25 protein-coding genes and 2 pseudogenes are annotated in these 26,176 nt (G+C 67.1%); 7 read left to right on the top strand and 20 right to left on the bottom strand.

Annotated elements, in window-relative coordinates:
* The first annotated feature begins 145 nt into the window (after positions 1–145).
* Entirely contained in the window at positions 146–574 is a 429-nt protein-coding gene (locus tag RMO01_RS03865; protein WP_309627728.1) for a SufE family protein, read from the top strand.
* Here the strand turns inward: RMO01_RS03865 and RMO01_RS03860 are convergent, their stop codons facing one another.
* Positions 575–1,291: a DUF6456 domain-containing protein gene (locus RMO01_RS03860; protein ID WP_309627727.1), complete on the bottom strand. Its 717-nt coding sequence runs from the start codon at positions 1,289–1,291 to the stop codon at positions 575–577.
* Positions 1,288–1,653: a chromosomal replication initiator DnaA gene (locus RMO01_RS03855; RefSeq protein ID WP_309627726.1), complete on the bottom strand. Its 366-nt coding sequence runs from the start codon at positions 1,651–1,653 to the stop codon at positions 1,288–1,290. Before RMO01_RS03855 ends, RMO01_RS03860 begins: the two co-directional genes overlap by 4 nt.
* Before the next feature lie 340 nt (positions 1,654–1,993).
* On the opposite strand from RMO01_RS03855, the gene ctrA reads away from it, so the two are divergent.
* The gene (gene ctrA / locus RMO01_RS03850) at positions 1,994–2,707 is read left to right on the top strand and encodes a response regulator transcription factor CtrA (protein WP_309627725.1); all 714 of its coding nucleotides are present in this window, start codon (positions 1,994–1,996) and stop codon (positions 2,705–2,707) included.
* A gap of 102 nt (positions 2,708–2,809) precedes the next feature.
* Here ctrA and RMO01_RS03845 read toward each other — a convergent pair whose 3' ends face one another.
* From RMO01_RS03845 to RMO01_RS03810, 8 genes are all read right to left on the bottom strand, one after another.
* A complete protein-coding gene (locus tag RMO01_RS03845) occupies positions 2,810–3,526 on the bottom strand; it encodes an EAL domain-containing protein (protein ID WP_309627724.1) in 717 nt (238 codons plus the stop codon).
* 132 nt (positions 3,527–3,658) lie between these two features.
* Positions 3,659–4,708 (bottom strand): endo-1,4-beta-xylanase, encoded by a 1,050-nt coding sequence (locus RMO01_RS03840; protein WP_309627723.1) that lies wholly within the window; start codon positions 4,706–4,708, stop codon positions 3,659–3,661.
* A gap of 13 nt (positions 4,709–4,721) precedes the next feature.
* The gene (locus RMO01_RS03835) at positions 4,722–5,132 is read right to left on the bottom strand and encodes a flagellar export protein FliJ (RefSeq protein ID WP_309627722.1); all 411 of its coding nucleotides are present in this window, start codon (positions 5,130–5,132) and stop codon (positions 4,722–4,724) included.
* A 25-nt stretch (positions 5,133–5,157) separates the two neighbouring features.
* Complete coding sequence (gene fliI, locus RMO01_RS03830; RefSeq protein WP_309627721.1) at positions 5,158–6,498, bottom strand: flagellar protein export ATPase FliI; 1,341 nt, start codon at positions 6,496–6,498, stop codon at positions 5,158–5,160.
* 115 nt (positions 6,499–6,613) lie between these two features.
* Entirely contained in the window at positions 6,614–7,129 is a 516-nt protein-coding gene (locus RMO01_RS03825; protein WP_309627720.1) for a CBS domain-containing protein, read from the bottom strand.
* Between the two features lie 22 nt (positions 7,130–7,151).
* Complete coding sequence (locus RMO01_RS03820; RefSeq protein WP_309627719.1) at positions 7,152–8,081, bottom strand: Brp/Blh family beta-carotene 15,15'-dioxygenase; 930 nt, start codon at positions 8,079–8,081, stop codon at positions 7,152–7,154.
* A gap of 71 nt (positions 8,082–8,152) precedes the next feature.
* Positions 8,153–8,926, bottom strand: a complete 774-nt coding sequence (locus RMO01_RS03815; protein ID WP_309627718.1) for a bacteriorhodopsin-like — start codon at positions 8,924–8,926, stop codon at positions 8,153–8,155.
* Between the two features lie 161 nt (positions 8,927–9,087).
* Positions 9,088–9,708, bottom strand: a complete 621-nt coding sequence (locus RMO01_RS03810; protein ID WP_309627717.1) for a LuxR C-terminal-related transcriptional regulator — start codon at positions 9,706–9,708, stop codon at positions 9,088–9,090.
* 294 nt (positions 9,709–10,002) lie between these two features.
* Between RMO01_RS03810 and cysK the strand changes: the two genes are divergently transcribed.
* The 3 genes from cysK (at position 10,003) to RMO01_RS03795 (ending at position 12,927) form a co-directional block, all read left to right on the top strand.
* Entirely contained in the window at positions 10,003–10,977 is a 975-nt protein-coding gene (gene cysK / locus RMO01_RS03805) for a cysteine synthase A (RefSeq protein ID WP_309627716.1), read from the top strand.
* 134 nt (positions 10,978–11,111) lie between these two features.
* Positions 11,112–12,329, top strand: coding sequence for a DUF2336 domain-containing protein (locus RMO01_RS03800; RefSeq protein WP_309627715.1), 1,218 nt, complete (start codon positions 11,112–11,114; stop codon positions 12,327–12,329).
* Positions 12,330–12,525: 196 nt separating this feature from the next.
* Complete coding sequence (locus RMO01_RS03795; protein ID WP_409013041.1) at positions 12,526–12,927, top strand: MucR family transcriptional regulator; 402 nt, start codon at positions 12,526–12,528, stop codon at positions 12,925–12,927.
* Between the two features lie 58 nt (positions 12,928–12,985).
* On the opposite strand, the gene RMO01_RS03790 is transcribed toward RMO01_RS03795, so the two are convergent.
* From RMO01_RS03790 to RMO01_RS03765, 6 genes are all read right to left on the bottom strand, one after another.
* On the bottom strand, positions 12,986–14,098 hold the full coding sequence (locus RMO01_RS03790; protein ID WP_309627714.1) for a DUF2336 domain-containing protein: 1,113 nt from the start codon (positions 14,096–14,098) through the stop codon (positions 12,986–12,988).
* The gene (locus tag RMO01_RS03785) at positions 14,095–14,976 is read right to left on the bottom strand and encodes a hypothetical protein (RefSeq protein ID WP_309627713.1); all 882 of its coding nucleotides are present in this window, start codon (positions 14,974–14,976) and stop codon (positions 14,095–14,097) included. The genes RMO01_RS03790 and RMO01_RS03785 overlap by 4 nt, the downstream gene beginning before the upstream one ends.
* 81 nt (positions 14,977–15,057) lie before the next feature.
* Positions 15,058–15,819 (bottom strand): ABC transporter permease, encoded by a 762-nt coding sequence (locus RMO01_RS03780; RefSeq protein ID WP_309627712.1) that lies wholly within the window; start codon positions 15,817–15,819, stop codon positions 15,058–15,060.
* Complete coding sequence (locus RMO01_RS03775; RefSeq protein ID WP_309627769.1) at positions 15,816–16,532, bottom strand: ABC transporter ATP-binding protein; 717 nt, start codon at positions 16,530–16,532, stop codon at positions 15,816–15,818. Before RMO01_RS03775 ends, RMO01_RS03780 begins: the two co-directional genes overlap by 4 nt.
* Positions 16,533–16,569: 37 nt before the next feature.
* Entirely contained in the window at positions 16,570–17,571 is a 1,002-nt protein-coding gene (locus RMO01_RS03770) for an ABC transporter substrate-binding protein (RefSeq protein WP_309627711.1), read from the bottom strand.
* A gap of 82 nt (positions 17,572–17,653) precedes the next feature.
* Complete coding sequence (locus RMO01_RS03765; RefSeq protein ID WP_309627710.1) at positions 17,654–19,756, bottom strand: ATP-binding protein; 2,103 nt, start codon at positions 19,754–19,756, stop codon at positions 17,654–17,656.
* Positions 19,757–20,364: 608 nt separating this feature from the next.
* On the opposite strand from RMO01_RS03765, the gene RMO01_RS03760 reads away from it, so the two are divergent.
* Positions 20,365–21,375 (top strand): SPOR domain-containing protein, encoded by a 1,011-nt coding sequence (locus RMO01_RS03760; RefSeq protein WP_309627709.1) that lies wholly within the window; start codon positions 20,365–20,367, stop codon positions 21,373–21,375.
* Here RMO01_RS03760 and RMO01_RS03755 read toward each other — a convergent pair.
* The 3 genes and pseudogenes from RMO01_RS03755 to RMO01_RS03745 form a co-directional block, all read right to left on the bottom strand.
* Positions 21,372–23,171 carry an ATP-binding cassette domain-containing protein gene (locus RMO01_RS03755; protein WP_309627708.1) on the bottom strand — a complete coding sequence of 600 codons (1,800 nt, stop codon included), beginning with the start codon at positions 23,169–23,171 and terminating at the stop codon, positions 21,372–21,374. The genes RMO01_RS03760 and RMO01_RS03755 overlap by 4 nt on opposite strands.
* A gap of 43 nt (positions 23,172–23,214) precedes the next feature.
* Complete coding sequence (locus RMO01_RS03750; protein ID WP_309627768.1) at positions 23,215–25,044, bottom strand: PBP1A family penicillin-binding protein; 1,830 nt, start codon at positions 25,042–25,044, stop codon at positions 23,215–23,217.
* Between the two features lie 24 nt (positions 25,045–25,068).
* Positions 25,069–25,389: pseudogene (locus RMO01_RS03745) on the bottom strand (hypothetical protein); the annotation flags it as partial.
* Positions 25,390–25,415: 26 nt separating this feature from the next.
* On the opposite strand from RMO01_RS03745, the gene RMO01_RS03740 reads away from it, so the two are divergent.
* Complete coding sequence (locus tag RMO01_RS03740; RefSeq protein ID WP_309627707.1) at positions 25,416–25,880, top strand: YcgN family cysteine cluster protein; 465 nt, start codon at positions 25,416–25,418, stop codon at positions 25,878–25,880.
* Here the strand turns inward: RMO01_RS03740 and RMO01_RS03735 are convergent.
* Positions 25,877–26,176, bottom strand: a pseudogene (locus RMO01_RS03735) (hypothetical protein); the annotation flags it as partial. The gene RMO01_RS03740 and the pseudogene RMO01_RS03735 sit on opposite strands and share 4 nt — an antisense overlap.

Below are 26,176 nucleotides of genomic sequence, written 5' to 3'. Positions count from 1 at the left end.
CGCCGACCGACGAGACTAGCGTCGCAGCCGAGTCGTCTAAAGCCTGCACCCGCAGGAGGCGACTCGGTCGGGGGGCTGTGAAGCCGACGACTGGGGATGGACAGGCCGGTTGTCGTTAATCCGCGCGCGGCCTATCTGGCGGACCATGACCGAACCGGCTGACACCATCGACGCGACCCTGGACGAACTGGCCGAGGATTTCGAGGTGCTGGAGGACTGGGAACAGCGCATCGCCTACGTCATCGACCTGGGCAAGGATCTGGCGCCGTTGCCGGAGGTCGACCGGATCGAGGCGAATAAGGTGCCCGGATGCGCAGCCCAGGTCTGGCTTGCGACCGGGCGGGACGGCGACCGGCTGACGTTCCGCGCTGACTCGGACAGCGCGATCTCCAAGGGCAATGTGGCCTTGCTGCTGAAACTCTATTCCGGGCGTCCGGCTGACCAGATTCTGGCCTTCGACGCGAAGGCGGCGCTGGACCGGCTGGGGTTGCCGCAGGCGCTTACGCGGCAGAGGGCCAATGGGCTGAACGCGATGGTCGGGCGGATCCGACAGGAGGCGATGGCGGCGGCCTGATCAGCCGATGCCGTAGTGCCGCGCCAGCGTCTGGAGGCCGGCCTTCAGAACCGCCCTCCCCTCGCGCCGTCGACAGCCCGCCTCCTGTTCGGCGAGCTGCAGGCTGCCCTGGCGGATGCAGACCTGTTCGACGAGGGCGCGCGTTCGGGGATCGATCGATGCGAGGGCAAGGGCCGCGCGACGTCCGGCCGCGAGGGCGCGGTCGCCGGGTTCGACACGCGCCGAAGAGCCGCTGCTGCCCGTGCGGGGCAGGGCGTCCCAGCGCATGGTCATGGATGGACCCGATCGGGCCAGCTCGGCGTCGAGCCTGAGGCGTTCCGCGGCCGCGATCTCGGCGGGGGTCAGCCAGGGGCGGCCCTCGACGTCCTTGCGGCGGGCCAGCCAGGCGACGGGGCTCTCGCCCAGATTGGCGCGGCGCAGGGTCAGGCGACCGTCGGGCTCCATGATCGCCCGTTCTCCCTCTATGCGGCCGGGGGCCCCGGGGGGGTACGAGACTGTTTCGGCGGATGTCGGACGCTCGACCCAGCCGCCCCCGGGCCGGGCCTTGAGGCCGGGGCTGTCGATGAGTGCGCGGAACGTCCCTTCGTTCAGGGTCATGGCCGCGCGCGCCCGGCGGTCGCCGCCGATCCGGAGGGCGTAGCTTCCGTCCAGAGCCGCGACGTCGATCCAGCCGCCGCGCGCCAGCAGACCGCGCGCCCGGGCCGCCGGGCCGCTCACGCCACCTCAGGCAGGTCAGTGACCGGCGGGGCATCGCACAGGCCGAGGATGGTGGCCGAAAGTTCGTCGAGGAGGTCGTTCAGGTGAGGTTCGTCGCGCGCCTCCTCCATTCGGGTGCAGGCTCTCGCCACTGTCTGGCGGTTCAGCCCGAAGGCGTGACCCACGCGTTCGAGCGTCCAGCCCAGCGCCACATGGGCGAGATAGAGCGACACGCGCCGGACCCGCAGCGCCGGCAGCGACAGCCGGCTTTTGCGGGTCAGGGTCTCCATCGGCGTTCCCAGACGCATGGCCACCACGTGAACGGTCAGGTCGGCCCGGTCGCGATCCTGTGACGGCACGATGATCCGATAGGGTTTGTTCAAAGCGGTCCTCCAAAGCCGATGCGCGATCGCCAGACTAAATGCGACCGAGCACCATGCTAGGAATATGGTCCGTTGCGACGTCAGGATCGGTCGTACCTCCAGTTGCGGCGGGGCCGAGAGGTTTTTGATGAGGGCGCATAGGGCGTGCCCGAACGCCCATCGCGAAATAATTCGAATCGTTGACTCGTGGAGTCTCGACGCGATTCGCAAATCACCCCAGATTCGCCTTCATGGGGTGACGTTAATACTTCTTAAGGGTTCGACGGGTTAACTCTCGAACAAGGTTACCCGGACGTATGCGCCGGGTCATATGGTCTAGCTTTTGCCTGGAGGGGCATGGATGCGCGTTCTGCTTATCGAAGACGATCATGCGACAGCGCAGAGCATCGAGCTGATGCTGAAGTCGGAAGGCTTCAACGTCTACACGACTGACCTGGGTGAAGAAGGCATCGATCTGGGAAAGATCTATGACTACGATCTCATTCTTCTGGACCTGAACCTTCCGGACATGAGCGGTCTGGAGGTCCTGCGCCAGCTACGCGTTGGAAAGGTCAACACCCCGGTGATGATCCTGTCGGGCTCGACCGAGATCGAAACCAAGGTCAAGACCTTCGGCGGCGGCGCCGACGACGACATGACCAAGCCCTGCCACAAGGACGAGCTGATCGCGCGCACCCACGCCGTGGTCCGCCGCTCCAAGGGTCACGCGCAGGCGATCATCCACACCGGCGAGATCGCCGTGAACCTGGATGGCAAGACGGTCGAGGTGCACGGTCACCGCGTCCATCTGACCGGCAAGGAATACCAGATGCTGGAGCTGCTCTCACTCCGCAAGGGCACGACCCTGACCAAGGAAATGTTCCTGAACCACCTCTACGGCGGCATGGACGAGCCCGAGCTGAAGATCATCGACGTCTTCATCTGCAAGCTGCGCAAGAAGCTGGCGACGGCCGCAGGCGGCAAGCACTACATCGAGACCGTCTGGGGCCGCGGCTATGTCCTGCGCGATCCGTCGGAAGTGTCGGCGCCCGCGCCCCAGAGCGCCGCCGCCTAAGAGCTTCGCCCTCAGCAATAGTCAAACGCCCGCCGGTCATGCCGGCGGGCGTTTTGGTCCGTGCAGTGCGAGGGCGCGCGAGGCCGAACGCCGGCCGCCCGCTCAGGCGTGTTTGCGGTCGGCTTTGAAATCGTGAGCCCAGGTCACGGCAGGCAGGCTTGCGACCGCCGGCTTGCCCAGCAGATAGCCCTGCATCAGGTCGACCCCGAGATCGACAAGGGCGTCATGTTCGCCGACCGTCTCAATCCCCTCGCAGACCGGCTCGATGCCCAGGTCGCGCATCATGTTCAGCGTGTTGCGGACGATCGTCCGCTTGACCGGATCCGTGTCGATATCCCGGACGAGGGCCATGTCCAGCTTGACGATGTCCGGCTGGAAGCGGGTCAACAAACCCAGGCCCGCAAAACCCGCACCGAAGTCGTCGATCGCCGTCTTGAACCCCATCGCGCGGTAGGAGCGCAGAATGTTCAGGAGATGGTTGGCATCCAGCGCTTCCTCCTCGGTGAACTCAAAGATGATCCGGTTCAGCGGGAAGCCGGTCCGCATCGCGGCTTCGAGCGTGATCCGGATGCAGGCGCGGGGTTCGTAGACGGCGTTGGGCAGGAAGTTGATCGAAAGGTGCGCCCCGTCAGCAGCGAGGTCCAGCCCGGCCGCGAGTTCGATCGCGGTCTTGCGGCAAACCTGATCGAAGGCATAGCGATTGTCCGCCGACACCTGCGCCAGAACAGCGCCGGCCCCTTGACCGTCCTGGCCACGAACGAGCGCCTCGTAGGCGAAAACCGTCTCGTTGCGTACGTCGACTATGGGCTGAAACGCCATTGTGATCGGCACATCAAAACCGGCGCCATCCCTGCAGCCAACGCAAGACATCATTCCACTCCGTTAGAAGTCGATGGTGACGCAGAAGGATTAATATTGGTCTTTCATAGGCGCAAAAAGCAGTGTCCCCGCCTACCGGAAAGCCCCGGCCACCGCTTCGAACATCGGATTGGGATGGCTGGCGGCGTTGAACAGCAGGGGGCTGTCCTTGCCGTCGTCGCGGGCGTCGCGACGCAGCCAGCTGTCAGTGTCGCGCAGGCCCCAGACGGTGAAGGCGAACCGTTGCGCGGCCGGCAGGTCCATGAAGGCGGCGGTCAGTTCGGCGACGCGGGCGGTCTGTTGCTCGATCTTCCGGCTCGGCGAGCGGGTGTCGAACCTGCCCTCGGACCGCAGGGAGGCATCCAGCTCGGAGACATGGATCGGCAGGCCGAACTGCGCGGCCTCCCGGAAAAAGGCGGCGGTCTGGCCGGCGGGGATCTCGATGTCGAGGTGGGACTGGGTGCCGATGCCACCGATCGGGACGCCGGCCTTCAGCAACCGCTCGACCAGCCGCAGGAAGGTCGCGCCCTTGGTCGGGAGGTTCTCCAGATTGTAGTCGTTCAGGAACAGGACCGCGTCCGGATCGGCGAGCTTCGCCTGTTCGAAGGCGCGGGCGATGTAGCCGTCCTGGCCCAAGGCCTCGGACCACAGGCAGGATCGCAGGCCGTTTCCGTCTTCGGCCACGGCCTCATTGACGACATCCCAGCCGGTGGCGCGGCCGCGATAGCGCTGTGCAACGGTGACGATGTAGCGGTCATACTCGGTGCGGAATCGCCCCGGGGCGAGCGAGCGGAAGAAGGCACTGTCCTGCGAGTACCAGATCAGCGTCGTGCCGAAGAGGCGCAGGCCGTGGGTTGTGCAGAAGTCGGCGATCCGGTCAGGCGCGTCCCAGCGGTATTCGCCAGTCTCCGACAGGATGTATTCCATCTTCATCTCCCACTCGGGCGTGAGCTGGGAGACGTGGGTCAGGGCGAGATCCACCCAGGCCCGGTCCTGGAACTGGCCGGTCATGGCCGAGGTCCCGATGGGGAAGGGGGCAATGGACTTCAGCGGGGTCGCGGCGATCGCGGGCGCGGCGGAGGCATTCTTCTCACAGGCGGCCAGCGCCAGTGCGGAGGCGAGAAGGGCGCGGCGATCGATCATGCCGCGCAGGACCTCAGGCGCTGCGGCGACGCAGGCCCATCTCGTCGAAGGCGGCGGTTTCACGCTTGCCGGCGGCGATAAGGGCGTTGAGGCGGGTCGTCTCGGCGACGTGTTCGAACTTCTTCAGTTCGGAATAGGCTCCGGTCAGGGCGTCGCGGGCGCCTTCCTCCTCGGCGTCGAGGGCGATCAGGTCGGTCTCGGCAGCGCCCTTGCGGGCCTTCCAGCCGGCCATATAGGCCTGGAGCAGCAGACCGGCCTCGGCGTCGGCGCGGGCGCGTTCGCGTTCGACCTCGACCTCGGCGTCCAGCACGGCCAGGCGCATTTCGGCGGAGACCTTGCGCGACGAGATTTCGGCCAGGCGCTTCTGCAGCGTCTCGACCTCGTAGTTCGAGATGCGGATCAGCGAGTGGGCCCAGGCGGTCATGCGTACGTACTCCGTTGGGCGTGCATCACTGCAGCATGCCCTGGTTCAGAATTGCCTCCAGGCGGGTAAAGGAATCGGAAAGACGGGTGACGTCCTCCTTGTCCTGACCGAGGAAGGCCTCAAGTGCGGGGTTCAGGGCGATGGCCCGGTCGGTGATCGGATCGGCGCCGGCGCGATAGGCGCCGATCTTGATCAGCTCTTCCATCGAGGCGTAGGCGCTAAGGCACTGGCGGGCGCGCTTGTTGAGTTCGCGCTCAGGCGGCGTCTGGCAGGCGGGCATGGTCCGGCTGACGGATTTCAGTACGTCAATGGCGGGGAAACGGCCGCGTTCGGCGATCTTGCGATCCATAACGATGTGGCCGTCCAGGATGCCTCGAACCGCGTCGGCGATGGGCTCGTCATGATCGCCGCCGTCTACCAGCACGGTGAACAGTGCGGTGATCGGTCCTGCCGTGGTGCCGTCCGGGCGCACGGGGCCCGGCCCGGCGCGCTCCAGCAGCTTGGGCAGTTCGGTGAAGACGGTGGGGGTGTAGCCCTTGGTCGTCGGCGGTTCGCCGGCGGCCAGCCCGATCTCGCGCTGGGCCATAGCGAAGCGGGTGACCGAATCCATCAGGCAGAGGACTTCGAGGTCCTGGTCCCGGAAGTATTCGGCGATTGCCAGGGTCATGTAGGCGGACTGACGGCGCTTCAGCGCGGGCTCGTCGGAGGTGGCGACGACGACGACAGCACGGCGCAGACCTTCCTCGCCCAGGGTCTCCTCGATGAACTCGCGGACCTCCCGGCCCCGTTCGCCGATCAGGCCGACGACGACCACGTCGCAGGTGGCCTGTTTGGCCAGCATCGACAGAAGTACCGACTTGCCGACGCCGGAACCGGCGAAGATGCCCAGCCGCTGGCCGCGGCAGGTGGTGGTGAAGACATCCATGGAGCGGACGCCGAGATCGAGACGTTCACCCACCCGGCCGCGAGAATGGGCCGGCGGCGGCGAGGCGCGCAGGGTGTAGGGGGCCGCGCCTTGGGGCAGGGGGCCCTTGCCGTCGATGGGCTGGCCGAAGGCGTCGATGATGCGGCCGAGCCAGGCCTTGGTCGGGCGGACGCTGGCCTGTTCGCCAATGATGTGGATGTCCGCCCCGGGGGCCACGCCTTCGACAGGGCCGAACGGCATCAAGAGGGCCTTGGAGTCGCGAAAGCCGACGACCTCGGCGGGCAGGGGCGTCGTGCCGCGTCGCCCGATCTCGGCCCGGGCGCCGACGGCCAGCCGGGACAGACCGCCGCGCGCCTCGATCAGCAGGCCGCTGACCCCCGCCACCTTGCCGGTGACGACCAGCGGATCGATCGCTTCGACGGCTGAGACGAGATTGTGCATCGACAGAGGGATGCGGGATCGTGGTTAACGAGGAGTGAAGGTCAGGTGTCGACGCCTGAAGTCACTCGTTTCGGTTCGTGTATCCGTCCTGCGGCGGTCATTCACCGAGCCCCGGTTAACGCAGTTGGGCAAAGATCGTCACGACCGATGCGGCGAAGACAGCGAAACCGGCGACCATGAGCACGAGCGACGGACTGACGTCGAACGTGGCCCTGGCTTGTTCTCCCAGCCGACCCATCAGCTCCGGCCAAGTGTAGCTGACGAAGTCACCCTGGCTCATCATGCTGATGATGACACCCTGGTCATCGATGACCGGAAGGTGGCGGAACCGCTCATTGGACATCAGCCGCAACCAGTCCAAAAGATCATCGTCGGCACGGGCCATCTTCAGGTCCACCGTCATGATCTGCGCCAGCGTCGTTTCGTCGGGGTTCAATCGCTTGTTCAGTAGACGGCGCATGAAATCGCGTTCGGTCACGATGCCGAGCGGCCTGTGATCGGCGTCAACGATCACTGCAGCACCGTAATTCTTCTCGCTCATCACCGCGACGGCGTCGGAAACCACCGCCTCTGGACCAAAGGTCAGGACTGGCGCCTTGCTTCGAAACTCCGGTCTATCCTTGATTTTCATGGCTCTCTCCAGTGGCGCCCGTTCAGGGTGTTGGGTTGGTATTCAGATATGCGTCCTGGCGAGACAGACGGGCGGCGATCATCGGGGCAAGCATGTGCGGCACCGTCAGGGTCGACAGCGTCATGAAGCTGGCCGCCATGATCTGATCCGTGAGGGCGGTTCTGAGTTCCAGCCCGAAAATCAGAACGGCGATGGCTCCCGCCGCCAGACTGAGCGGCAGAACCACGCCCCACCACTGCCGAAGATTGACCCACGACAGCGACGTAAGGCTTTCGTGAAAATGGCGGGGTGAATGGAACAGGCAGAAGTAGAGTGCGAACCCCAAGATCGGCGGCAAGACGATCATGGCTGTCAGAGCCGCCAATCCGCCCAGCGCCTGAGCACGCCGGCCCGCGCGCCACAGGGACACCAAGGCGATCAGGCCTACTCCGAGCGTGATGGGCAGGACCAGTATCAAGGCATCAGTTACGTTGGTCGCCTCGACCCGGCCGGTCAGCCCGATGAAGATCGTGTCCAGCTCAGCACGGTGAAACAGGGTCGGGGCCGACAACAGGGCCAGGGCGAGACCAGCTCTCAACAGGACCGAGCCCGCCCCCTGCCAGTCTTCCGAGAAATGCACGACGGCGATTCCGATGAAGGCGGCCAGGGCCACGACGGGTTCGACCCGCCAAAGGCCATACATCAAGGCTGCCAGCGCCAGATAGATTGCCACTAGGGCCGCCATCCCCATCCAGGGGCCTGACGAGCGAGCGCGAATGAGCTCAAGGTCCAGGGTGCCGTGGGGCAATCCGAAAACCAGCAACGCCAGACAGGCCATGCTCGTGGCCGTCTGTCCGGACAGGGGCACGCCGACCCACAAGCCCACGAGCGCCAGAGCCAGGGCGCCGAGGATAAGCCGCACCCCGGGGGGCGCCTTGGCTCCACAGCTCGGGAGGCCCGATGACGAGGTCATGACTGCGCCTTCTGTTGTGACCGAGCCCGGGCAGGCGCTTGGCCTGCCCGGATCCGTCATGCTTTGGCCGATCAGGCCTTGGCGGTTTCGTAGGCGGCTTCACCATATTCGACCCGCGATTTGCGGACGGCGATGATGTAGATCAGCACGCCGACGCCGGCCTTGGCGATGATGTCGGCGATCGTATATCCGACCTGGACATAGGTCTCGGCGGCCGCTCCCCCGATGCTGGTGTAGGGGATCATGTACACGATCGGGTAGAAGCCCCACGATGCAAAGGTCAGCAGTCTGGCTTTCTTGATTAGTCCCCTGACGCTTTCAGGCTGACGCTCGATCGAGGCGCCCAGACCCTTGAACAATTCCCAGACGATGTAGACGAAGGGAATGCTGGACAAGGTGCCCCAGATGGCCCGGGTCGTGTTGTCGTCGGCGATCTCGCCGGGATAGCCGAGAATGATCATCAGGGCGGCGGCGAAGCCGAGCTTGAGAGACTTCGACATCGTCTCTTCCTGGCTGAGGCGCATGACCAGGATCAGCTCGATCAGCAGAAGCGGCACTGTCAGCAGCCAGTCGACGTAGCGATAGGCGTCGTTGAACGCCAGACCCGTTACGGTGATGACGCCGTTACGGACCTCGTAGGCGGACTCCCAGCTCTCGAAGATGCGGAAATAATGATAGGCCGCGATGGCCGTCACCAATCCGGAAATCGTCAGGGCTGTCTTGTAGGCGGGTCCGACCTGGGACCGGCCGAACCACAGGAACAGCGTCGCCGCCGCCATAGTTGCGAATGTGAATGAAAAAGCATTGTAGACGAGCAGGTATTGCCCGATTTCGACAGTCGGCATTGCAGTCATCCTCTCCTGTCGGCTCTGTTAAGTCCGGATCGGAAACATCGCCAAGACAGGCGAAACCGGACGTGGGCCGTATGCGGAGGGTTAAGCACTCGGGCGATGTCGCACCATACGGCCTTTAGGCCGTATTCAGGCCTTGGTGGCGCGTGCGAAAGCTACAGGCCGGCCTCGACCGCTAGTCGGATGGCGTCAGCGACATTGTGGGTGCCGATTTTTTCCAGGATCAGGGCGCGGTGCATCTTCACCGTCTTTTCGCTGAGGCCCAGGTTGAACGAAATCTGCTTGCTGCGGTATCCGGCCGCGATCTGCTGCAGCACCTCGCGCTGGCGGGGCGACAGGGTCCGCACAACCTCGACGGCATGGTGGTGGCGGCTGGACGACGGGCCAACGGCGTCCTGATCCAGTTCGACCTGGGAGCCGATGAAATATTCCAGCTCTCCGTCGGGCAAGAATACGGGCGCGACAAGGACGGCGTTGCGGAACGGCTGTCCATCGCGCTTGTAGTTCAGGATTTCGACCAAGGTCGGCTTCCGGTCCCGCGTGCCCTGACGGATGCGTTCGGTGAGCCACGGCTCCGTCGCCGGTCCGGCCAGGAAGCGGCAGTTCCGCCCCACGATTTCGTCGTCGTCATAACCCGTCAGGTCACAGAACGCCTGATTTACTGCGATGATCGGATTGTCGGGCAGGCGAGGATTGCTGATCACCGAGGCGATCGGACTGTTGACGATCGAAGACAACAGCGTGCTGCCGTCCTCGTCCAGGTCATAGTCGATCACCGCGTCGCCCTCCCCCTGTTCAGAGCATAGGCCGGGACCGAGAAAAAGCGAAGCTGAAGCCGTCGTCGCAGGTTGGCCGGGATCGGAGACTCGGTCGGCACTCGCACAGGCGGCCACGTGGTGGAGCCGTTGGAGCATTTCGCGTGGTGCGGATCAGATAATCTGGCTTGTGCGCAATGGACGACGGCCTATGTCACGAGTTGCGCGGTCTCGGTCGCGTCCCGTCGAACCACATGATGCGCACGATCTGCACTGTGATTTCGACGGTGCATTTTTCCAGCCGGAGAAGCCCCGATGTCCGACTACGCAGCCTCGAAGCGCACCACCCAGGGCCGCGGCAAGGTCTATGACTCGATCATCGACACCATCGGCGATACGCCGCTGGTCGGTCTGCCGCGCCTGTCGGCCGAATACGCGCCCAAGGCCCGGGTGCTGGCCAAGCTGGAGTTCTTCAACCCGATCTCGTCGGTGAAAGACCGGATCGGGGTGGCGATGATCGAGGCCCTGGAGGCGGCGGGCAGGATCTCGGCGGGCAGTGTGCTCATTGAACCGACATCCGGCAACACCGGCATCGCCCTGGCCTTCGTGGCCGCCGCCAAGGGTTACCGGCTGATCCTGGTCATGCCGGAATCGATGTCTATAGAGCGGCGGAAGATGTTGGCCCTTCTGGGCGCCGAACTGGTCCTGACGCCCGCCGAGAAGGGGATGAAGGGCGCCATCGCCATGGCGACCGAACTGCTGGAACGCACCCCCGGCGCGGTCAGTCCGTCGCAGTTCGACAACCCGGCCAACCCGGAAATTCACAAGTCCACGACGGCGGAAGAGATCTGGAACGATACGGCGGGCGCCGTCGATATCGTCGTCGCCGGTGTCGGCACCGGGGGCACCATCACCGGCGTCGGCCAGGCGCTGAAGGAAAGGAAGCCGTCGGTGCGCATGATTGCGGTCGAGCCGACCGCCTCGCCGGTCCTGTCGGGGGGCGAGCCCGGCCCGCACAAGATCCAGGGCATCGGCGCGGGCTTCATCCCCACGATCGTCGACCGCTCGGTCATCGATGGTGTCGAACAGGTCTCCAACGAGAACAGTTTCGAGATGGCGCGCAAGGTCGCCCGTATAGAGGGCATCCCCGTCGGCATTTCCTCGGGCGCTGCCCTGACCGCCGCGTTCCGCCTCGCCGGACTGGACGAGAACGCGGGCAAGACGATCGTCGTCATCATTCCCAGCTTCGCCGAACGCTATCTGTCGACCGCGCTGTTCGAGGGGCTTTAATTCCCCGGCCGTTGACAGCGGCGCCGTTCTGTCCGCTCCTCGGGGCGGGCCGGACAGGGCGGGCCAAGTCACGCCTGGGAAGCGGCCTGAGCGTCATCGGCGGTTAACCCGTCCACCGTTACGCTAGCGGCATCATGTCCGAGCCGGCGCCCGTTCCAGACCAAGAGGCCCCGAAACCCGCATTCAGGGCGCGGCATGCGCTGCTGAAGCGGCTGGCCGACGTCGTGTCGCTGCCGGGGAGTCGGGTAAACGCCTTCGAACGTGCGGTAACCGGAGACCTGCTTGTCGAGATGTTGCGGCTGGCGGCCCCGCGCGAACGTCAGCGGGTCGCGGCGCGGCTGGCGCCGCTGGCCGAGCTGCCCAACAGCCTGGCGCGGATGCTGCTGAGGGACGAGCCCTCCATCGCCGGCCTTCTGCTGGAGCAATGCGCCTCTCTTACAGACGCGGATCTGGTCGCCTGCGCCCGCGATACGGGGCCTGAGCACCGCTTCCTGATGGCCGGCCGTCGCGGTCTGGCCGAGGTTGTGACGGAGACCCTGATCGGCTTTGGCGAGCAGGGCGTGCTTGAATGCCTGTTGCGTAACACCACCGCCCGCCTGTCCCAGACCGGGGTCGAGGCGATCGTAGGGCTGAGCCGGCAGATGCCGGTGCTATGCGGCCATCTGTTGCGGCGACCCGAGCTTCGTCCGTCGGGCGCCTATGTGATGTTCTGGTGGGCCCCGGCCGAGGATCGCAAGACTATCCTCCAGCGCTTCGCCGTCTCCAGAGAGGTCATGCAGGAGGTCGTCGAGGACGTCTTCGCCATGGCTGCCGAAGAGGGTTGGCAGGACCCGGTATCCAGAAAGGCGCTGCAGTTCATTGAGCGCCGCCAGAGGAACCGGGCGGCCATCGACAAGAGTCCCTACGACAGCCTGGAACACGCCGTCACCGTTGCGGCTCGCGACGGTCTGAACCGCGAGGTCGCGGCCGAGATAGCCTATCTCGCCGGCGTCAAGCCGCTGACCGGCGCCAAGATCATGGGCGATGTCGGCGGTGAACCACTGGCCATTCTGTGCAAGGCGACCGGCATGTCCCGCATCGATCTGCAGAACTTGTGGCGGTCAGTCCGTCGACCGGAGACTTTGCCGGATGGTCGCGTGCATCCCGACTGGGACCGCGTTCAGGTGACCTATGAGATGTTGGCCGTCGATCGAGCCCAGACGGTGTTGCGTTACTGGAACTGGTCTCTGTCTTCGGCCCTGTCCCCCGACCTGCTCAGGGCGATTCGCGACGGTGACGACCTGGCCCTGGATGAATATTCGACGCCCGAACGTGCGGCGATGATGGCCCTGGCGGAAAACTTCGGCCGCTGAACCCCATGCGTCCGGACTGAATACAGTCCTGCCGGGTTGCTCGACGCGCTTCTGGTGCATTGAGTTCAGACACGCATTGCTTTCGGCGCCGAACATCCGTATTTCACAAAACCACAATCGCCATTGTCCGGCAAGATTAGGCAAGGAAACGCTCGTGGACGCTGCAAGACTGGACGAACGGTCCGAACTTCTGGAAATGACGGCGGACATCGTGTCGGCCTACGTCGGCAACAACAGCGTGTCGGCCAACGACCTGCCGTCGTTGATCTCCAATATCCACGCGGCCCTGTCCCAGGTTTCGACCGGCGTTGTCGAGGTCGAACCCGAGGTCAAGGAACCGGCCGTGCCGATCCGCAAGTCGATCAGCCCGGATTTCCTGATCTGCCTGGAGGACGGCCGCAAGTTCAAGTCGTTGAAGCGCCACCTGCGCACCAAGTACGACATGAGCCCCGAAGAATACCGCGCCAAATGGGGCCTGGCCAAGGACTACCCGATGGTCGCCCCGAACTACGCCAAGGCCCGTTCGGACCTGGCCAAGCAGATGGGCCTCGGCCAGGGCGGTCGCAAACCGGCCCGCGCTCCCCGCGCCAAGAAGTAGTCTTCGGATTTAACCAAGATCAGACGCCCGCTTCCGCAAGGAGGCGGGCGTTTCTGTATCAGGCTGCGGCCGCCGTTCCGCGGCGCATGCGCCAGAAACGCAGGGTACGCAGGGCAGCCTCGCGCTGAAGTTCGGCATAGAGCTTGGCGTAGCTGTGGGCCTTGCCCATCGCATTGTCCTCGCCGCCGATGATGACCACGGCGAAGGTCAGGAACAGGGATCGATCCAGGTCGGCCGACTTGCAGACGACGGCCAGGGCGTCGAGTTCCTTCTTTTCCACGATCTGGCTGGCTGTGTGGAAGTCCACGTCGGCCAACTGGGCCAGGGCGATCAGGAACGAGGTCCGGCTGCCCGAACGAAGGAAGCGCGCCAGCATGGTCGGGCTGAGTTGGTTGGCCGCCTTGAGCTCTTCCACATAGGCGAGGCATTCGGAGTAGTCGGCGGGCAGGGCGCCGTCCCCGGTCGCGACGCGCGCACGACCGGCGGCGAGAGCGCTTTCCAGCAGGGCGGGGTCCATAGCGGCGTTCTGTTCGAGGATCTGCTGCCGCAGCCGCGCCTCGACGACGAAATACATGTCGTTCAGCAGGTCGGCGGGCAGGCCCTTGCGCTGGACCGTCGCTTCGTGAAGCGCCGGATTGACCTTGGCGCGTTCGACGGCCGTTTCCGTCGCGGCGCGTGACAGGCGGGCTCCGTCATTGCGGAGCAGGGTCCCGAGGGTCTCGTCGTCGCCACGTTCGACGATGACGTCGGAGACCGCCTCGGACACGCTCGCGCGTTCGGAGACGGCGCGCAGGTGTTCCTGGCCCCTGGAGCGGACGACGCCGAGCAGGTCATCGTCGGTCAGCACCGTGGAAGCGCGCAGGACAGCGTCGGCGACCGCGACCTCGTCATTGGCCAGCCGGCGGATCAGGCCGCGCGGGGCGTCCGGCGACAGGGCGAACCGGGCCGACAGCTCGGCGCGGACGGCCGTTTCCATCTCGGAGGTCAGGTCGCTGAGGACGGAATCGTAGAGGGCGTCCTCAGCCGCGCTGCGCTGGCCGGCGCCGAAGAAGTGCTCGGTCAGCTCACGAAGCAGGGCGCGGCGTTTCTCGCTGGAGGTTTCCTGGGCCAGGACGATCAGATCGGGCAGGCGCGATCCGGTTTCGGCCGGGACGAAGGCGGCGTCGGTCATGGCAGGCTCGGATCGGCATTGGGGACCACGCGGCGGCGGCCCTGGGCGTCGCGCATTTGTGGCTCGTTCTCCGGAGGCTCGGCGAGGTCCAGCGTGACGCTGTCGAAATAGACGGGTTCGGGCAGGGCGGTGGGATCCGGGCGATGCCCCGCGTCGCGGTGCACCGAATAGTAGCGGGCGCCCGATTGACCCGCCTGAACCGAGGCCTCGGTGGATGGAGCCTGCGGGGTCGGTGCGGGGAGAGCGGCCTGTTCCTGGCCCTGGGGCGGGCCCTGCTGCATCTGGAAAATGCGGGCGTCGCGGCGCGGAGCCATGGGATCATTCGGGTCGGCGGCGACCGATTGCGGCGCTTGCTGCGGCGCTGAAGCCTGAGCTGTCGAGGCGGCAGCTTGACGCTGCATGTTGAAGACCGGGGCATCACGGCGGGGAGCCATGGGGTCGACGGCGGCGCGCTCGACGGGCGCCGACGGAGGCGAATAGACCGGGGCGGGCGGGGCTATCTCGGTCGTGGCGTAGACCATCGGATCCGGGGAGCCCGGCGCATAGGCGGGGACGACGCGAGGGCCCAGCCAGGCGCTGGCGGGGGTCAGGCCGCGGGAGGCCGGAAGCGGCATCGAGGTCGGCTGCAACATGGGGCGATACGGCGCCTGGGACGGCGCGACCCGGCGCGGGATCATGGCGGTGCGGGCTTGGGCCTGGACGGCTGCGACATCAGCCGGGGTCGTACCGGCCGGGCGGTTGGCCCAGGTCAGATAGCGTCCTGCGGCGGGGGCGGCCTGGGCCTGTGCCTGGACCTGGGCCTGGGCGCCAGAGGCCGCGAGGCACGCGCCGGCCGTCGCCAGAAGCAGGGTCAGGATGCGAGGGGCGCGGTGCGGCAAAGGCGAGGCTCCCGTTCGAGAGGAACGTACCGGAAGCCTAGGCGGCCTCGGCTTAACCCCGCGCTAACAGCCGTAAAGACTTCAGGCCCGATCGCGCAGCAGGCGGCGCTCGATCAGTCGGGTCGCGCCGTTGAGCAACAGGCCGAGGATGGCCAGGCAGACGAGGGCCGCCAGGAGTTCGGCGGTGCGTAGTCGATTGCCCGCCTCGAGCAGACGCCAGGCGAGGCCCTGTGAGGCGCCTGAGCCGGAAACGAACTCGGCCACCACCGCGCCGACCACAGCCTGCCCCGCCGCGACGCGCAGGCCTTCGAGGGCGAAGGGCAGGGCGGAGGGCAGGCGGAGCCGCCACAGTCGCTGGAGCGGCGAGGCGGCATGCAGGTCGAACAGCCGCTCCAGATCCGGATCGGCGGACTTCAGCCCGGTCAGGACGCCGGAAAAGATCGGAAAGAAGGCGATGGCCGCGGCGAGCGCCGTGACCGCGCGATCGGCATGGTCAAGGCCGAACCAGATGAGAACCAGGGGCGCGATGGCGACGACGGGCGTGACCTGAAGCGTTACCGCCAGCGGAGCTACGGCGCGCTCCGCCGGGCGGCTGAGCGAGACGCTGATCGCCAGACCGCCGCCGATCAGGGCCGCCACAATCAGGGCCTTCAGCGCCATCCAGAAGGTTTGCAGGGCCGAGCCCGCGAGGACCGCGCCGTTATCGATCAGGGCGAGGGCGACGTCGCTCGGCGGGGGCAGGAAATAGACAGGGACATCGAGCAGGCGGCAGGCAGTTTCCCAGATGGCCAGCAGGACGGCGGTCAGGGTCAATGCGGGAAGGGCGTCGAGGAGGCGTCTCACGGCGTCCGATCCATCGAGCTGCCGAGGGCGTCAGCGACGGCCTCGACGGCCTCACGATAGGCGGCGTCGCGGCGCCAGCCCTCGGGGCGGGGCAGGGGGCCGGGCATGGGGATGTCGGTCACCGCCCGGCCGTCGACGGCGGACAGGACGACGACCCGACCTGCGAGATAGGCAGCCTCCTCCACGTCGTGGGTGACGAAGACCATAGCCACCGACCGGGCCGCCCAGAGACGGTGAAGGTCCTCGATCAGGCCGCGCCGGGTGATGGAGTCCAGTGCGGCGAAAGGTTCGTCCAGCAGCAGGAGATCGGGCTCGACCGACAGGGCGCGTGCGAGGGAGACGCGCATGGCCATACCGCCGGACAGCTGGTGCGGCCGAGCGGAGGGGCGGTCGCCGAGGCCTACGGCGGCGAGGCTGGCGTCGGCGCGGCGGCGGGCTTCGGCGGCGGAGAGTCCGGACAGCTCCAGCGGCAGGGCGACGTTGGTGCGGGCGTCGGCCCAGGGCATCAGGGTCGGGCTCTGGAAGACGAAGCCTGTGCGGCCAGGCTCGACGGGGCGGACCACCGCTCCCGATGCGGGGCGTTCAAGCCCTGCGAGGAGGCGAAGCGCCGTAGACTTTCCAGCTCCGGAAGCGCCGACGACGGCGATGATCTCGCGCGGACCGACTGACAGGTCCAGCGGACCCAGCGGGGCACGGCCGGGATAGTCGATCATGACGTTCGAAAGGCCGGCGACCGGCGCCCTGCCTTCGTCAGCCACGGCCGGGCAGGAAGTCGTCTGTGAAGGCGGTGCGCCAGCGCAGGTCAGCAGGATAGACGCCCGCCTGTGAGGTCACGTCGAAGAAGGCCTGCCACCGCTCGGCGGTCATCGCACCGAGGCCGTAGAGGGCTGCGTCTCCGGAATCGACGATGCCGTTCTCGCTGAGCTTGGTGCGGGCCTGGTCCAGGATGTCCTGGGTCATCTCCGGATTGGCCTTTCTGATCAGGGCGTCGGCGGCGGCCGGATCGCCCCGAATATAGTCGCGCCACCCCTCGGCCGAGGCGGCGATGAAGCTTCGCAAGGCCGCCGCGTTGTCGCGGGCGAAACCGTCCGGCGACAGCACCATGGTGGCGTAGGAGGGGTAGCCCTCATCGGCGAGCAGGAAGACCCGGGGTTCGAAGCCCGCCACCTTCTCGATCGTGTAGGGCTCGGACGTCAGATAGCCCTGCTGAACCGCACGGTCATCGGCCAGGAAGGGAGCCGGATTGAAGTTGTATTTGCGGACCTGATCGTCGGTGAAGCCGTACTTCGCCTTCAGCCAGACCCAGAAGGCGGTGATGGAGGCGTCTGCCAGGAGGAACGGGCGATCCGCCAGGTCGGCGATCCCGGTAAGGGACGGGTCAGGGTGGGCGATGAGAACCTGGGGGTCCTTCTGGAAGAAGGCGGCAACGGCTTTCACCGGGGCGCCTTCGGCGACGAGGTTGAGAGGGATGAAGCTGTTAGACCCCATTCCGAGTTCGACGGCGCCGGAGGCCAGCAACTGAGGCACGTTGACGCCGGGGCCGCCCTGGATGATCTGGACGTTGAGGCCGCGCCGTTCGTAGGCGCCGGAGGCGAGGGCCTGGTAGAAGCCGCCGTGTTCGGCCTGGGCCCGCCAGTCGGTGGCGAAGCGGATGGTGGTGGCGCCGCTCGGCGCGACGGCCTCCTGCTTGGCCGGAGAGCAGGCGCAAACCAGCGCGGCGAGCGCGACGGCGGCGAAACGCAAGAGCCTCATGGAAATCCCCCGGCTGGAACGGGCGCGAGCCTAGTCGGCGGCGGGCGCGCTTCCAAGGCCCGGGGCCCGGGAATTCGGAATTCTAGGCGGCGGCCTCGGCTTCGGTATTGGCCTGCGGTCGCTCCAACCATTTGACCAGGGCCGCGTGCAGCACCTGGATCTGGATGGGCTTGCCGACCGCGTCGTTCATCCCGGCCTTGAGGCAGGCAGCCTCCATTTCCGGCATAACGTCGGCGCTCATGGCGATGATCGGGATGTCGGCGCTTTCGCCGCCTAGCGCTCGGATCTGCCGGGTGGCTTCCAACCCGTCCATGCGCGGCATGTGCACGTCCATGAGAATCAGGTCGCAGTCGCCGACGCGGGCGGCCTCGACGGCCTCCTCGCCATTCTCGGCGAGCACGACCTCGCAGCCCAGCAAGCCCAGGACGGTGGCGCCGAGCTCGCGGTTCATCGGGTGATCGTCGACCAGCAGGATGCGCGCGCCGAGCCCCTGTGCGGTCGCAGGGGCGGGCGCCGCCGCGGGGCTCGCCGCCTCGGCTGGCGCGGCGGGGATCTCAAACCAGAACACCGAGCCCGCGCCCACGCCGCTCTCGACGCCGATCTGGCCGCCCATCAGTTCGGTCAGTCCCTTGCAGATGGCCAGGCCCAGGCCGGTGCCGCCGTGCGCCCGGCTGACGGATGAGTCCACCTGGCTGAAGCGCCTGAACAGCCGCTCGACCTTGTCGGACGGCACGCCCACGCCGCTGTCGGTGATGGTGAAACGCAGGGCGCGGGCGACATCGTCCTCGTGGACCTGGACGTCCAGGCGCACGCGACCTGTCTCTGTGAACTTGATGGCGTTGGAGAGCAGGTTCAACAGCACCTGGCGCACGCGCAGGTCGTCGATCATCAACGGCCGCTCCACCGGACCGATGAAGCCGAGCTGCAGGTCCAGACCCTTGCGGCGCGCGGCCTCGGCGACGATGGCCAGCGCGTCCTGCGCGATGACGCGAGGTGCGACGGCGCGGCGGACCAGCGCGACCTCGCCAGCCTCCATCTTAGAGAAATCGAGCACGTCGTTGACCACGGCCAGCAGCGAAGCGCCGGCGCGATCGATCAGGCCGAGCTGGCGGCGAGCGGCCTCGGGCAGGTCGTCGCGGCGCAACAGAACCTCGGTGAAGCCGATGATCGAGTTCATCGGGGTGCGGACTTCGTGGCTCATGGTGGCGAGAAACTCCGCCTTGGCCTGACCCGCGGCGATCGCGCGGGCCTGGGCGGCGCGCGCCACGCGGGTGCGGCCGGCCCAGAGCCGTTTGAGCCGCTTCTGGTCGGCGATCGCCAGCGCCATGGCGAGGCTGGTGAAGAAGGAGACAGCGATCAGGAATTGCAGGCTGCGGGTCTTCTCCAGCAGGGTCCATGTCGCCCCGGTGGCTGGGCGGAAGTCGTTCAGCATCAGGCCGGCGGAGATGGCGGCCAGGATCAGCGCCGAAATGGCCGCTCCGCGCGGTCCCAATCTCACGGCGATGAGCGTCACGATCGGAAACACCGTTAGGGCCATGGGAAAGCGAACGGGCAGGAAGCAGAAGACGCTGGCGGCGGCGATCAGGCCATAAAGGCCGACCTGCTCCAAGGTCCCGCGCCGGAAGTCCGCGCTGAGGTCACGTCGGGCCACCATGAGGGCCACGGGCAGCACGATCGCCACGCCCAATCCGTGGGAGTAAAACCAGGCGCCCAGCACGTCGTTGAAGCTGCGGCCGAAGAGAGTGAGCACGTCGGCGGCCAGAACCGCGCTGGCGGCGGTGGCCGGGGCGACAGCGAAGACGATGAGCCGGCTGACGCGCTTGAGGCTGGTCAGGCGCATGGTCTGGCCGCAGGTCTTGCGCGCGAGCCAGGCGATGGCGACGGACTCGCCCAAGCACAGCAAGGAGAAAGCCAGGCTTATCAACGGCGGATTGAACCGCAGATTGAACGCGGCTTGGAAGCTGAAGCAGACGGCGGTGACGCCAAGCGCCCAACGCCTCGGCAGCAATAGGAGGGCCGCGGCGAGGATGCCGCTGCCCAACCAGATCGTCGCCACCCCGGCCGAGGCGCGGGTCAGGTTGAGACCGAATACGACGCTCACCACGAAGGCCGCGATGAGGCCCACGCTCAGCGTCAGATAGCGCGACCTTTCGGATCGCGCGCCTATGGCAGTCCCCTGCGTCATCCGGCGATTTTCGCGCGGGGTGGCGACCAAAGCCTTAAGGATGCAGGCGAAACGTCAGTTTGTCGCAGTGGCGCATAGCAAGAGGGCGGCGCCACGGTCGCCCGGTGCGTCGCCCTCTAATCCAGATCCGGTGAAGGATCTGCGCTTTCAAGGTCGGTCGGTGACTTCGAATACGGGCTTCCCCGCAGGTTTCCGTCACAACCGTTGTCCTCAAGAGAGCCAGTCTCCAGGTCGCCCCGGTCCCAGTCCTCCGAGAACCTTCCACTCGCTCCACGGTTCGGTTTCCCGATCCCTCCGCGCCGCGGTCCCTCTCAGCCCCTTGACCGTCCCACCACGCCCGATATGAGGCAAGCGCCCGAGTTCGCCGCCATGTGGGCGAGACCTCGCCGTCCGGTGGACGACCTGTGAACAGGTCGTGGATTTCGGCGAATTTTCATTAGTTTTCAGATGCTAAAATCACTCACAGGATTGCTGTGCGCCTCAGTCGCGTGGCCGTAGGGGCGCATTCCGCGCGGGCGGTCTGGAGCGCGAGGGCGATCTGTGCGACGACCGGATGACACGGCTAAGATCGCGCGTTGAAGGGTCCGCGGCGGTTCGCGGGGGCAGGGATGAGTATTCAGGGTCTGGGCGCTGGGCTGGCGGTCGCCCTTGTTCTGGCGGGTGCGTCCGCCGCCCAGGATTTCGATGGTTCGCTAAGCCCGGCCGAGCGCCGCGCTGTGGTGGCCAGCGGCCTGCCTCGCTCCCAGGTGGTGTCGATCAAGCGCGACCTCGTGGTCGCCATCCGCAGCCGAGGGACCACCAAGGGCGGCGTCCTGTTCGAGGGCGTTCAGCTCCACGGCGAGGCGGTCAGCGCCGAGGCGGCGCGAAATCTTGGCTATCGCTCCATGCGCTCGACGGTAAATGTGGACTGCGGCCGCCGCCGCGACATGGTCGTGCGGATGACGATCTACCCGGAGCCCAACGGCAAGGGCGAGCCTATCTTGCGCCAGGTCCCGGGAGGCTGGATTCAGCCCTCGCCCAGCGCCTTCCTGTCCGACGTGATCGCTTCGATCTGCAGCGACGCGCCTACTGTTGCCGTCGCGCCGCCAGAACCCCGCGAGCGGCCCGCCCCGTCGCCGCCGAAACCCTCCGTCACGCCCGCCTTGATCGGGCAGGCCACGCCGCCGCCGCCGCCCGCTCGCGAACCGGAGCCGGCGTCGCCTGCCGCCGACTCCGAGGCCATCTCCACGGCCCTGACCGCGCGGCGTCCTCGCCTGGCCTTGCCACCTGAGGAGGCTGTCCCGCCACCGGCGATCGCGCCATCCAGGCCTGTCGCCGTATCCAAGGCTGCCCAAGCGCCGACGCCCACGCCCGTCCCGATGGTCCCCGTGAGCCGAACGGCGCCACGCGCAGGCGGCGCGAGCGTGCAGATCGCCGCCTTCAGTGGCGCGCGTCAGGCGCAAGAAGCCCTGGGCAAGCTTGGCGCGCTGCCGGATCCCTTGAGCACGACCGTCCAGAGCGTGCAGGTCGACGGCAAGACGATCTTCCGCGCGCTGGTCACGGGGTTCGAGACCCGCGCCAACGCGAAGATATTCTGCGAAATCGTCGTTGAGTCCGGCGGCGCCTGCTTCGTTCGCTAGCGCCCGGCCTCCAGCGCCTCGCGACGCTCTTCCAGCTCCATCCAGGCTTCTTCAGCCGTGGTGAGTTCGGCGCGAGCGGCCTCCAGCGTCTTGTTGATCGCCTGGAACCTGGCCGGATCGCGAGCGTAGAGCGCAGGGTCGGCCAGATCGGCCTCCAGCTTGGCGATTTTGCCGGGCAGGGCGGCGACGGCGGTCTCCAGCTCCTCCAGCCGCCGTTGGTCCTTGTAGGAAAGCTTGGTCGGTTTGGCGGCCTCAGACCGGACGGGCGCCGGCTTGGTCGCCGCCGGCGCGGCCTTGGCCCCGACGGCCTGGAAGAAACCCGGGTTCTGAGACAGGAAATCCTGCCAGCCGCCCGGGGTCTCCACCACCTTGCCTCGGCCGTCCAGGGCGATGGTCGACGTCGCCAGGCGGTCGATGAAGTCGCGGTCGTGGCTGACCAGGATCAGGGTGCCCTCATAGTCGGCCAGCAGGTCCTCCAGCAGGTCCAGCGTGTCCATGTCGAGGTCGTTGGTCGGTTCGTCGAGGACCAACAGATTGGCCGGGGTGGCAAGCGCGCGGGCCAGTAGCAGGCGGTTGCGCTCGCCCCCTGACAGGCTGCGCACCGGCTGGCGAAGCTGGGCGTCGCTGAACAGGAATTCGCGCGCGTAGGAGGCCACGTGCTTTGGCTGGCCGCGCACCATCACCTGGTCGCCGCCCAATGGGGTCAGCACGTCGCGCAGCAACATCTCGGGCTTCAGGTCGGCCCGGGCCTGGTCGATATAGGCGACGTCCAGATTGGCGCCGAGATTCACGCTGCCCGCGTCGGGGGTGATCTCGCCCAGCAGCAGCTTGACGAGCGTGGTCTTGCCCGCGCCGTTGGGGCCCACGATGGCCACCCGGTCGCCGCGCAGGATGCGGGTGGAAAAGCCCTTCAGAAGGGTTCGGTCGCCGTAGGTCTTCTCGATTCCCTTCACCTCGGCCACCCGCTGGCCCGAGGTTCCGGAGGAGGCGATGTTCATGGACAACGCCCCGCGCGCCTCCTTCAGGCGCTCGGCCTTGGTCTGGCGCAGGTCCATCAGGGCGCGGCGACGGCCCTCGTTACGGGCGCGGCGGCCGGTGACCCCGCGTTGCAGCCAGTACTCCTCGCGCTCCAACTGCTTGTCGAGCCGGCGACCCTCCTCGGCTTCGGCGGCCAGGATGCGTTCGACCCAGTCGTCGAAGTGGCTGAACCCCTTGTCCAGGCGGCGGACCTTGCGGTGCTCCAGCCAGAACGAGCGATTGGTGGTGCGTTCCAGGAAGGCGCGGTCGTGGCTGACGATCAGCAGGGCCGCCTTCGACCTGGAAAGCTCGGTCTCCAGGGTCTCGATGGCCAGGATGTCCAGGTGGTTGGTCGGCTCGTCCAGCAGCAGGATGTCCGGCGTCTCGGCGATGGCGCGGGCCAGGGCCGCGCGGCGGATCTCGCCGCCCGAGAGGCCTGAGGTCGACTTGCCGGGATCAACGCCGAACAACTCCAACGCCGCCTGCGCCTCGTGCGCCGCGGCGCCGCCGGCCATGGCGTGGTCCAGCAGGGTGGCCCCGACGATCTGCGGCTCCTGGGGCACGTAGGCCACCCGGGTTCCGGGCTGTATGGAGCGTTCGCCGTCGTCGGCCTGGGTCTGGCCGGCCAGGACCCGCAGCAGGGTCGACTTCCCCGCGCCGTTGCGCCCGACCAGGCAGGCGCGCGACCGCGGCTCGACCGCGAGATCGACGCCGTCGAACAGCATCTTGGGCCCGTCGGCGAGGCGAACGTCCTTGAGCGCGAGGATGGGGGGCTTCATGCGGGGAGGGACATAGCCGCCACCGGCCCGCTTACCAAGCCCGTCAGTTCGGCGCGCGCTCGTCGCGATACGGCTCGGGATCGCGCGGATAGGGCTCAGGGTCGTCGGGTTCATCCGCCAGCGACGGTTCCGGATCGGGTTCGGCGGCCTGCGAGAACTCGTCGGCCAGGCCGTCGTAGAAGTCGTTGCGCGGGTCGTCGCGGTAGGTGACCGGCCCGGTGCGGATGTCCTCGTCCCCGCCCCCCACGGGGTCGGGCAGCAGCCAGTCGAACTCCCGGACCGGCAGGGTTTCATGGGCGACCAGCATGTAGCGCCGCCAGACCTCAGCGGCGACCTCGCCGCCCGTGATCCGGTTCATGGGCCGGTCGTCGTCATTGCCGACCCAGACCCCGGCGGTCATGTCGGGGGTGAAGCCGATGAACCAGGCGTCGCGCCAGTTCTGGCTGGTGCCGGTCTTGCCGGCGGCGGGTCGTCCAATGGCTGCGCCCGTCCCGGTGCCCGAGGTGATCACCTTCATCATCATCCGCACCATCATGCTGGCGCGCGGCAGGTCGTAGACCGGGACCGGGGAGGCGGTCTTGTGGCTGAACACCGGCTGGCCGCTGACCGTCTGGATCTCGTCGATCACATAGGGGGTGACGCGATTGCCGGCCTGCTGGAACACCTGATAGCCGGAGACCATCTGGATCAGCGGAACCTCATAGGCGCCCAGCGCGACCGAAAGGTTTGGATTGCCCGGGATGGTCGTCAGGCCAAACCTCTTGGACAGCTCGCCGATGGCCACCGTTCCGGCCTCGTAGCCCAGCTTGACCGCCACGGTGTTGATGGAGAGCGCCAGGGCCGTGCTCACGCTGACCGCGCCGCGATAGCCGCCGCCATAGTTGCCCGGTCGCCAGTCGCCGTACCGCACCGGTCCGTCGATGCGGGTGTCGGAGGGCAGGATCCCGTGCTCCAGGGCCGCGGCGTAGATGAAGGGCTTGAAGGACGATCCCGGCTGGCGCCTAGCCTGGACCGCGCGGTTGAAGACGCTGCGGCTGTAGTCGACGCCGCCCACCATGGTGCGGATGGCGCCGCGGTCGTCGATGGCCAGCAGGGCCCCCTGGCTTGGGCCGCCGCGGCCTTGGTCCGCCACCACCCGGCGCAGGGCCTTGGCGCCGGTCGTCTGCAGGCGCGGATCGATGGTCAGGCGCACCATGAGATCGGGGGAGTTGGGCCCGACCATCGCTAGGACCTCGTTGGTCGCATAGTCGAGGACGTAGCCATTGTCGCCGCCGTCCGACATGGCCCGCGAGCCGATCTTCGGGCGTTCGGCCAGGGCGGTTTGGAGCTGGGTGTCGCTGATCCAGCCCTCCTCGCGCATCCGACCCAGCACCATGCGCTGGCGCACGAGCGCCTTGTCCATGTTCCGATGCAGCGCCATGCGTGACGGCGCCTTGGGCAGGGCCGCCAGCAGGGCGGCCTCGGCGAGGGTGAGCTGGCTGGCAGGCTTGTCGAAGTAGGTTCGCGCCGCGCCATCCAGGCCGAACGTGTTGGCCCCGAAGTAGATGCGGTTGAGGTAGAGCTCCAGCACCTCGTCCTTCGTCAGCATCGCCTCCAGCCGATAGGCGAGCACCGCCTCCTGGATCTTGCGCTTCAGCGTCTGGTCCGGCGTGAGGAACATGTTCTTCGTGATCTGCTGGGCGAGCGTCGAGCCGCCCTCGACCACCGCCCCGGCCCGATAGTTGGCGTAGGCGGCGCGGGCGATGGCCCAGGGGTCCACGGCGCCGTGCCGATAGAATCGCCGGTCCTCGGCGGCCAGGAAGGCGTAGGGCACATGCGCCGGCAGGTCCGCGACCCGCACACGGTCGCCGTACTTCGGCCCGCGCGACGCGATCAGGGTCCCGGTGCGGTCGAAGAACTTAATCGCTGGCGACCGATTGACCGCGTACAGCCGTTCACGGCCGGGCAGGGCCGGCAGGTCTGTCAGGAAGACCTGTTGCAGATAGTAGGCGCCGCCCGCCGCGGCCAAGATAAGGGCCGCCCCCAGCGCGATCAGCAGCCGCAGCGCCCAGGCCCAAGGCCGGCGCGTCGGCTTGCCGCCCTTGCCTTTCCGTGGCTGACGCGGCAGGTCGGCGCGGAACGGCGTCTCCGCGTCCGGTCGAGCCTCGCCTTGAGGCCCTGGCCGCAGGCCGTTCGGTTGGTCGTTCGCGTCGGTCACGGTTACTCTGGGCCGGTCGGGCTCATTTGGTGCAGGACGCCCATAGCATGGCTTCGAGACCTTTCTGGGAAACGAAGGCGCTGACGCACATGACCGTGCGTGAGTGGGAAAGTCTGTGCGACGGCTGTGGCCTGTGCTGCCTGGTGCGTTTCGAGGACGAGGATTCCGGCGAGGTGATCCCGACCCGAGTCCACTGCCGGCTGTTCGATCCCGACCGCTGCACCTGCACCGACTACGCCAACCGCAAGCGCCATGTGCCCGACTGCATCAAGCTGACGCCGCACAATATCGACGCCCTGGCCTGGATGCCCCTGAGCTGCGCCTACCGGCGGATCAACGAGGGCCGCGGCTTGGCCGATTGGCACCCGCTCGTGTCAGGCGATCCGCAAAGCGTGCACGCGGCTGGCGTGTCGATCCGCGGCCAGACGATCAGCGAGGAAACCCTGCCCGACCCGGAGGACGCCCTTGACTACGCCGCCTGGGATTTGATGGAGGAGCGCGGAAGAGACTAGTCGAACAGGTCCTGGTCGTCCGGCGGCTCGCCATAGCGGGTGACATAGGTCAGGCCGGGCTTGGTGCCGATCCAGGCCATGAAGCCCAGGATGAAGCCGATGGCGCAGGCCATGGGGATCGAGAACACCACCATGCGCAGGGCCGAGGTCGTCCCCTCTGAGCTGTTGGCGAAGCTGAGCGCCAGGCCGCCCGCGAAAAGGCCGCCGCCGGGGGCGATGGCCCACAATCCGGTCCACCCGACATCATGCAGGCGTTTGACGAGCAAGGCCGATTGGACATAGCTCCACAACGCCCA

Origin of the sequence: Brevundimonas sp. (assembly GCF_031412435.1) — a bacterium.
Lineage (GTDB): Bacteria > Pseudomonadota > Alphaproteobacteria > Caulobacterales > Caulobacteraceae > Brevundimonas.
Note: the sequence above shows the minus strand (reverse complement) of the source record. Positions and strands in the feature narration are given on the sequence as shown.

Excerpts from the sequence above, each read along its gene's own strand:
- RMO01_RS03825 (WP_309627720.1), bottom strand. The coding sequence starts at position 7,129 with ATGAAAATCAAGGATAGACCGGAGTTTCGAAGCAAGGCGCCAGTCCTG.
- RMO01_RS03865 (WP_309627728.1), top strand. The coding sequence starts at position 146 with ATGACCGAACCGGCTGACACCATCGACGCGACCCTGGACGAACTGGCC.
- RMO01_RS03845 (WP_309627724.1), bottom strand. The coding sequence starts at position 3,526 with ATGGCGTTTCAGCCCATAGTCGACGTACGCAACGAGACGGTTTTCGCC.
- RMO01_RS03815 (WP_309627718.1), bottom strand. The coding sequence starts at position 8,926 with ATGCCGACTGTCGAAATCGGGCAATACCTGCTCGTCTACAATGCTTTT.
- ctrA (WP_309627725.1), top strand. The coding sequence starts at position 1,994 with ATGCGCGTTCTGCTTATCGAAGACGATCATGCGACAGCGCAGAGCATC.
- RMO01_RS03820 (WP_309627719.1), bottom strand. The coding sequence starts at position 8,081 with ATGACCTCGTCATCGGGCCTCCCGAGCTGTGGAGCCAAGGCGCCCCCC.
- RMO01_RS03755 (WP_309627708.1), bottom strand. The coding sequence starts at position 23,171 with ATGAAGCCCCCCATCCTCGCGCTCAAGGACGTTCGCCTCGCCGACGGG.
- fliI (WP_309627721.1), bottom strand. The coding sequence starts at position 6,498 with ATGCACAATCTCGTCTCAGCCGTCGAAGCGATCGATCCGCTGGTCGTC.
- RMO01_RS03835 (WP_309627722.1), bottom strand. The coding sequence starts at position 5,132 with ATGACCGCCTGGGCCCACTCGCTGATCCGCATCTCGAACTACGAGGTC.
- RMO01_RS03760 (WP_309627709.1), top strand. The coding sequence starts at position 20,365 with ATGAGTATTCAGGGTCTGGGCGCTGGGCTGGCGGTCGCCCTTGTTCTG.
- cysK (WP_309627716.1), top strand. The coding sequence starts at position 10,003 with ATGTCCGACTACGCAGCCTCGAAGCGCACCACCCAGGGCCGCGGCAAG.
- RMO01_RS03790 (WP_309627714.1), bottom strand. The coding sequence starts at position 14,098 with ATGACCGACGCCGCCTTCGTCCCGGCCGAAACCGGATCGCGCCTGCCC.
- RMO01_RS03765 (WP_309627710.1), bottom strand. The coding sequence starts at position 19,756 with ATGACGCAGGGGACTGCCATAGGCGCGCGATCCGAAAGGTCGCGCTAT.
- RMO01_RS03800 (WP_309627715.1), top strand. The coding sequence starts at position 11,112 with ATGTCCGAGCCGGCGCCCGTTCCAGACCAAGAGGCCCCGAAACCCGCA.
- RMO01_RS03775 (WP_309627769.1), bottom strand. The coding sequence starts at position 16,532 with ATGATCGACTATCCCGGCCGTGCCCCGCTGGGTCCGCTGGACCTGTCA.
- RMO01_RS03795 (WP_409013041.1), top strand. The coding sequence starts at position 12,526 with ATGACGGCGGACATCGTGTCGGCCTACGTCGGCAACAACAGCGTGTCG.
- RMO01_RS03840 (WP_309627723.1), bottom strand. The coding sequence starts at position 4,708 with ATGATCGATCGCCGCGCCCTTCTCGCCTCCGCACTGGCGCTGGCCGCC.
- RMO01_RS03740 (WP_309627707.1), top strand. The coding sequence starts at position 25,416 with ATGGCTTCGAGACCTTTCTGGGAAACGAAGGCGCTGACGCACATGACC.
- RMO01_RS03770 (WP_309627711.1), bottom strand. The coding sequence starts at position 17,571 with ATGAGGCTCTTGCGTTTCGCCGCCGTCGCGCTCGCCGCGCTGGTTTGC.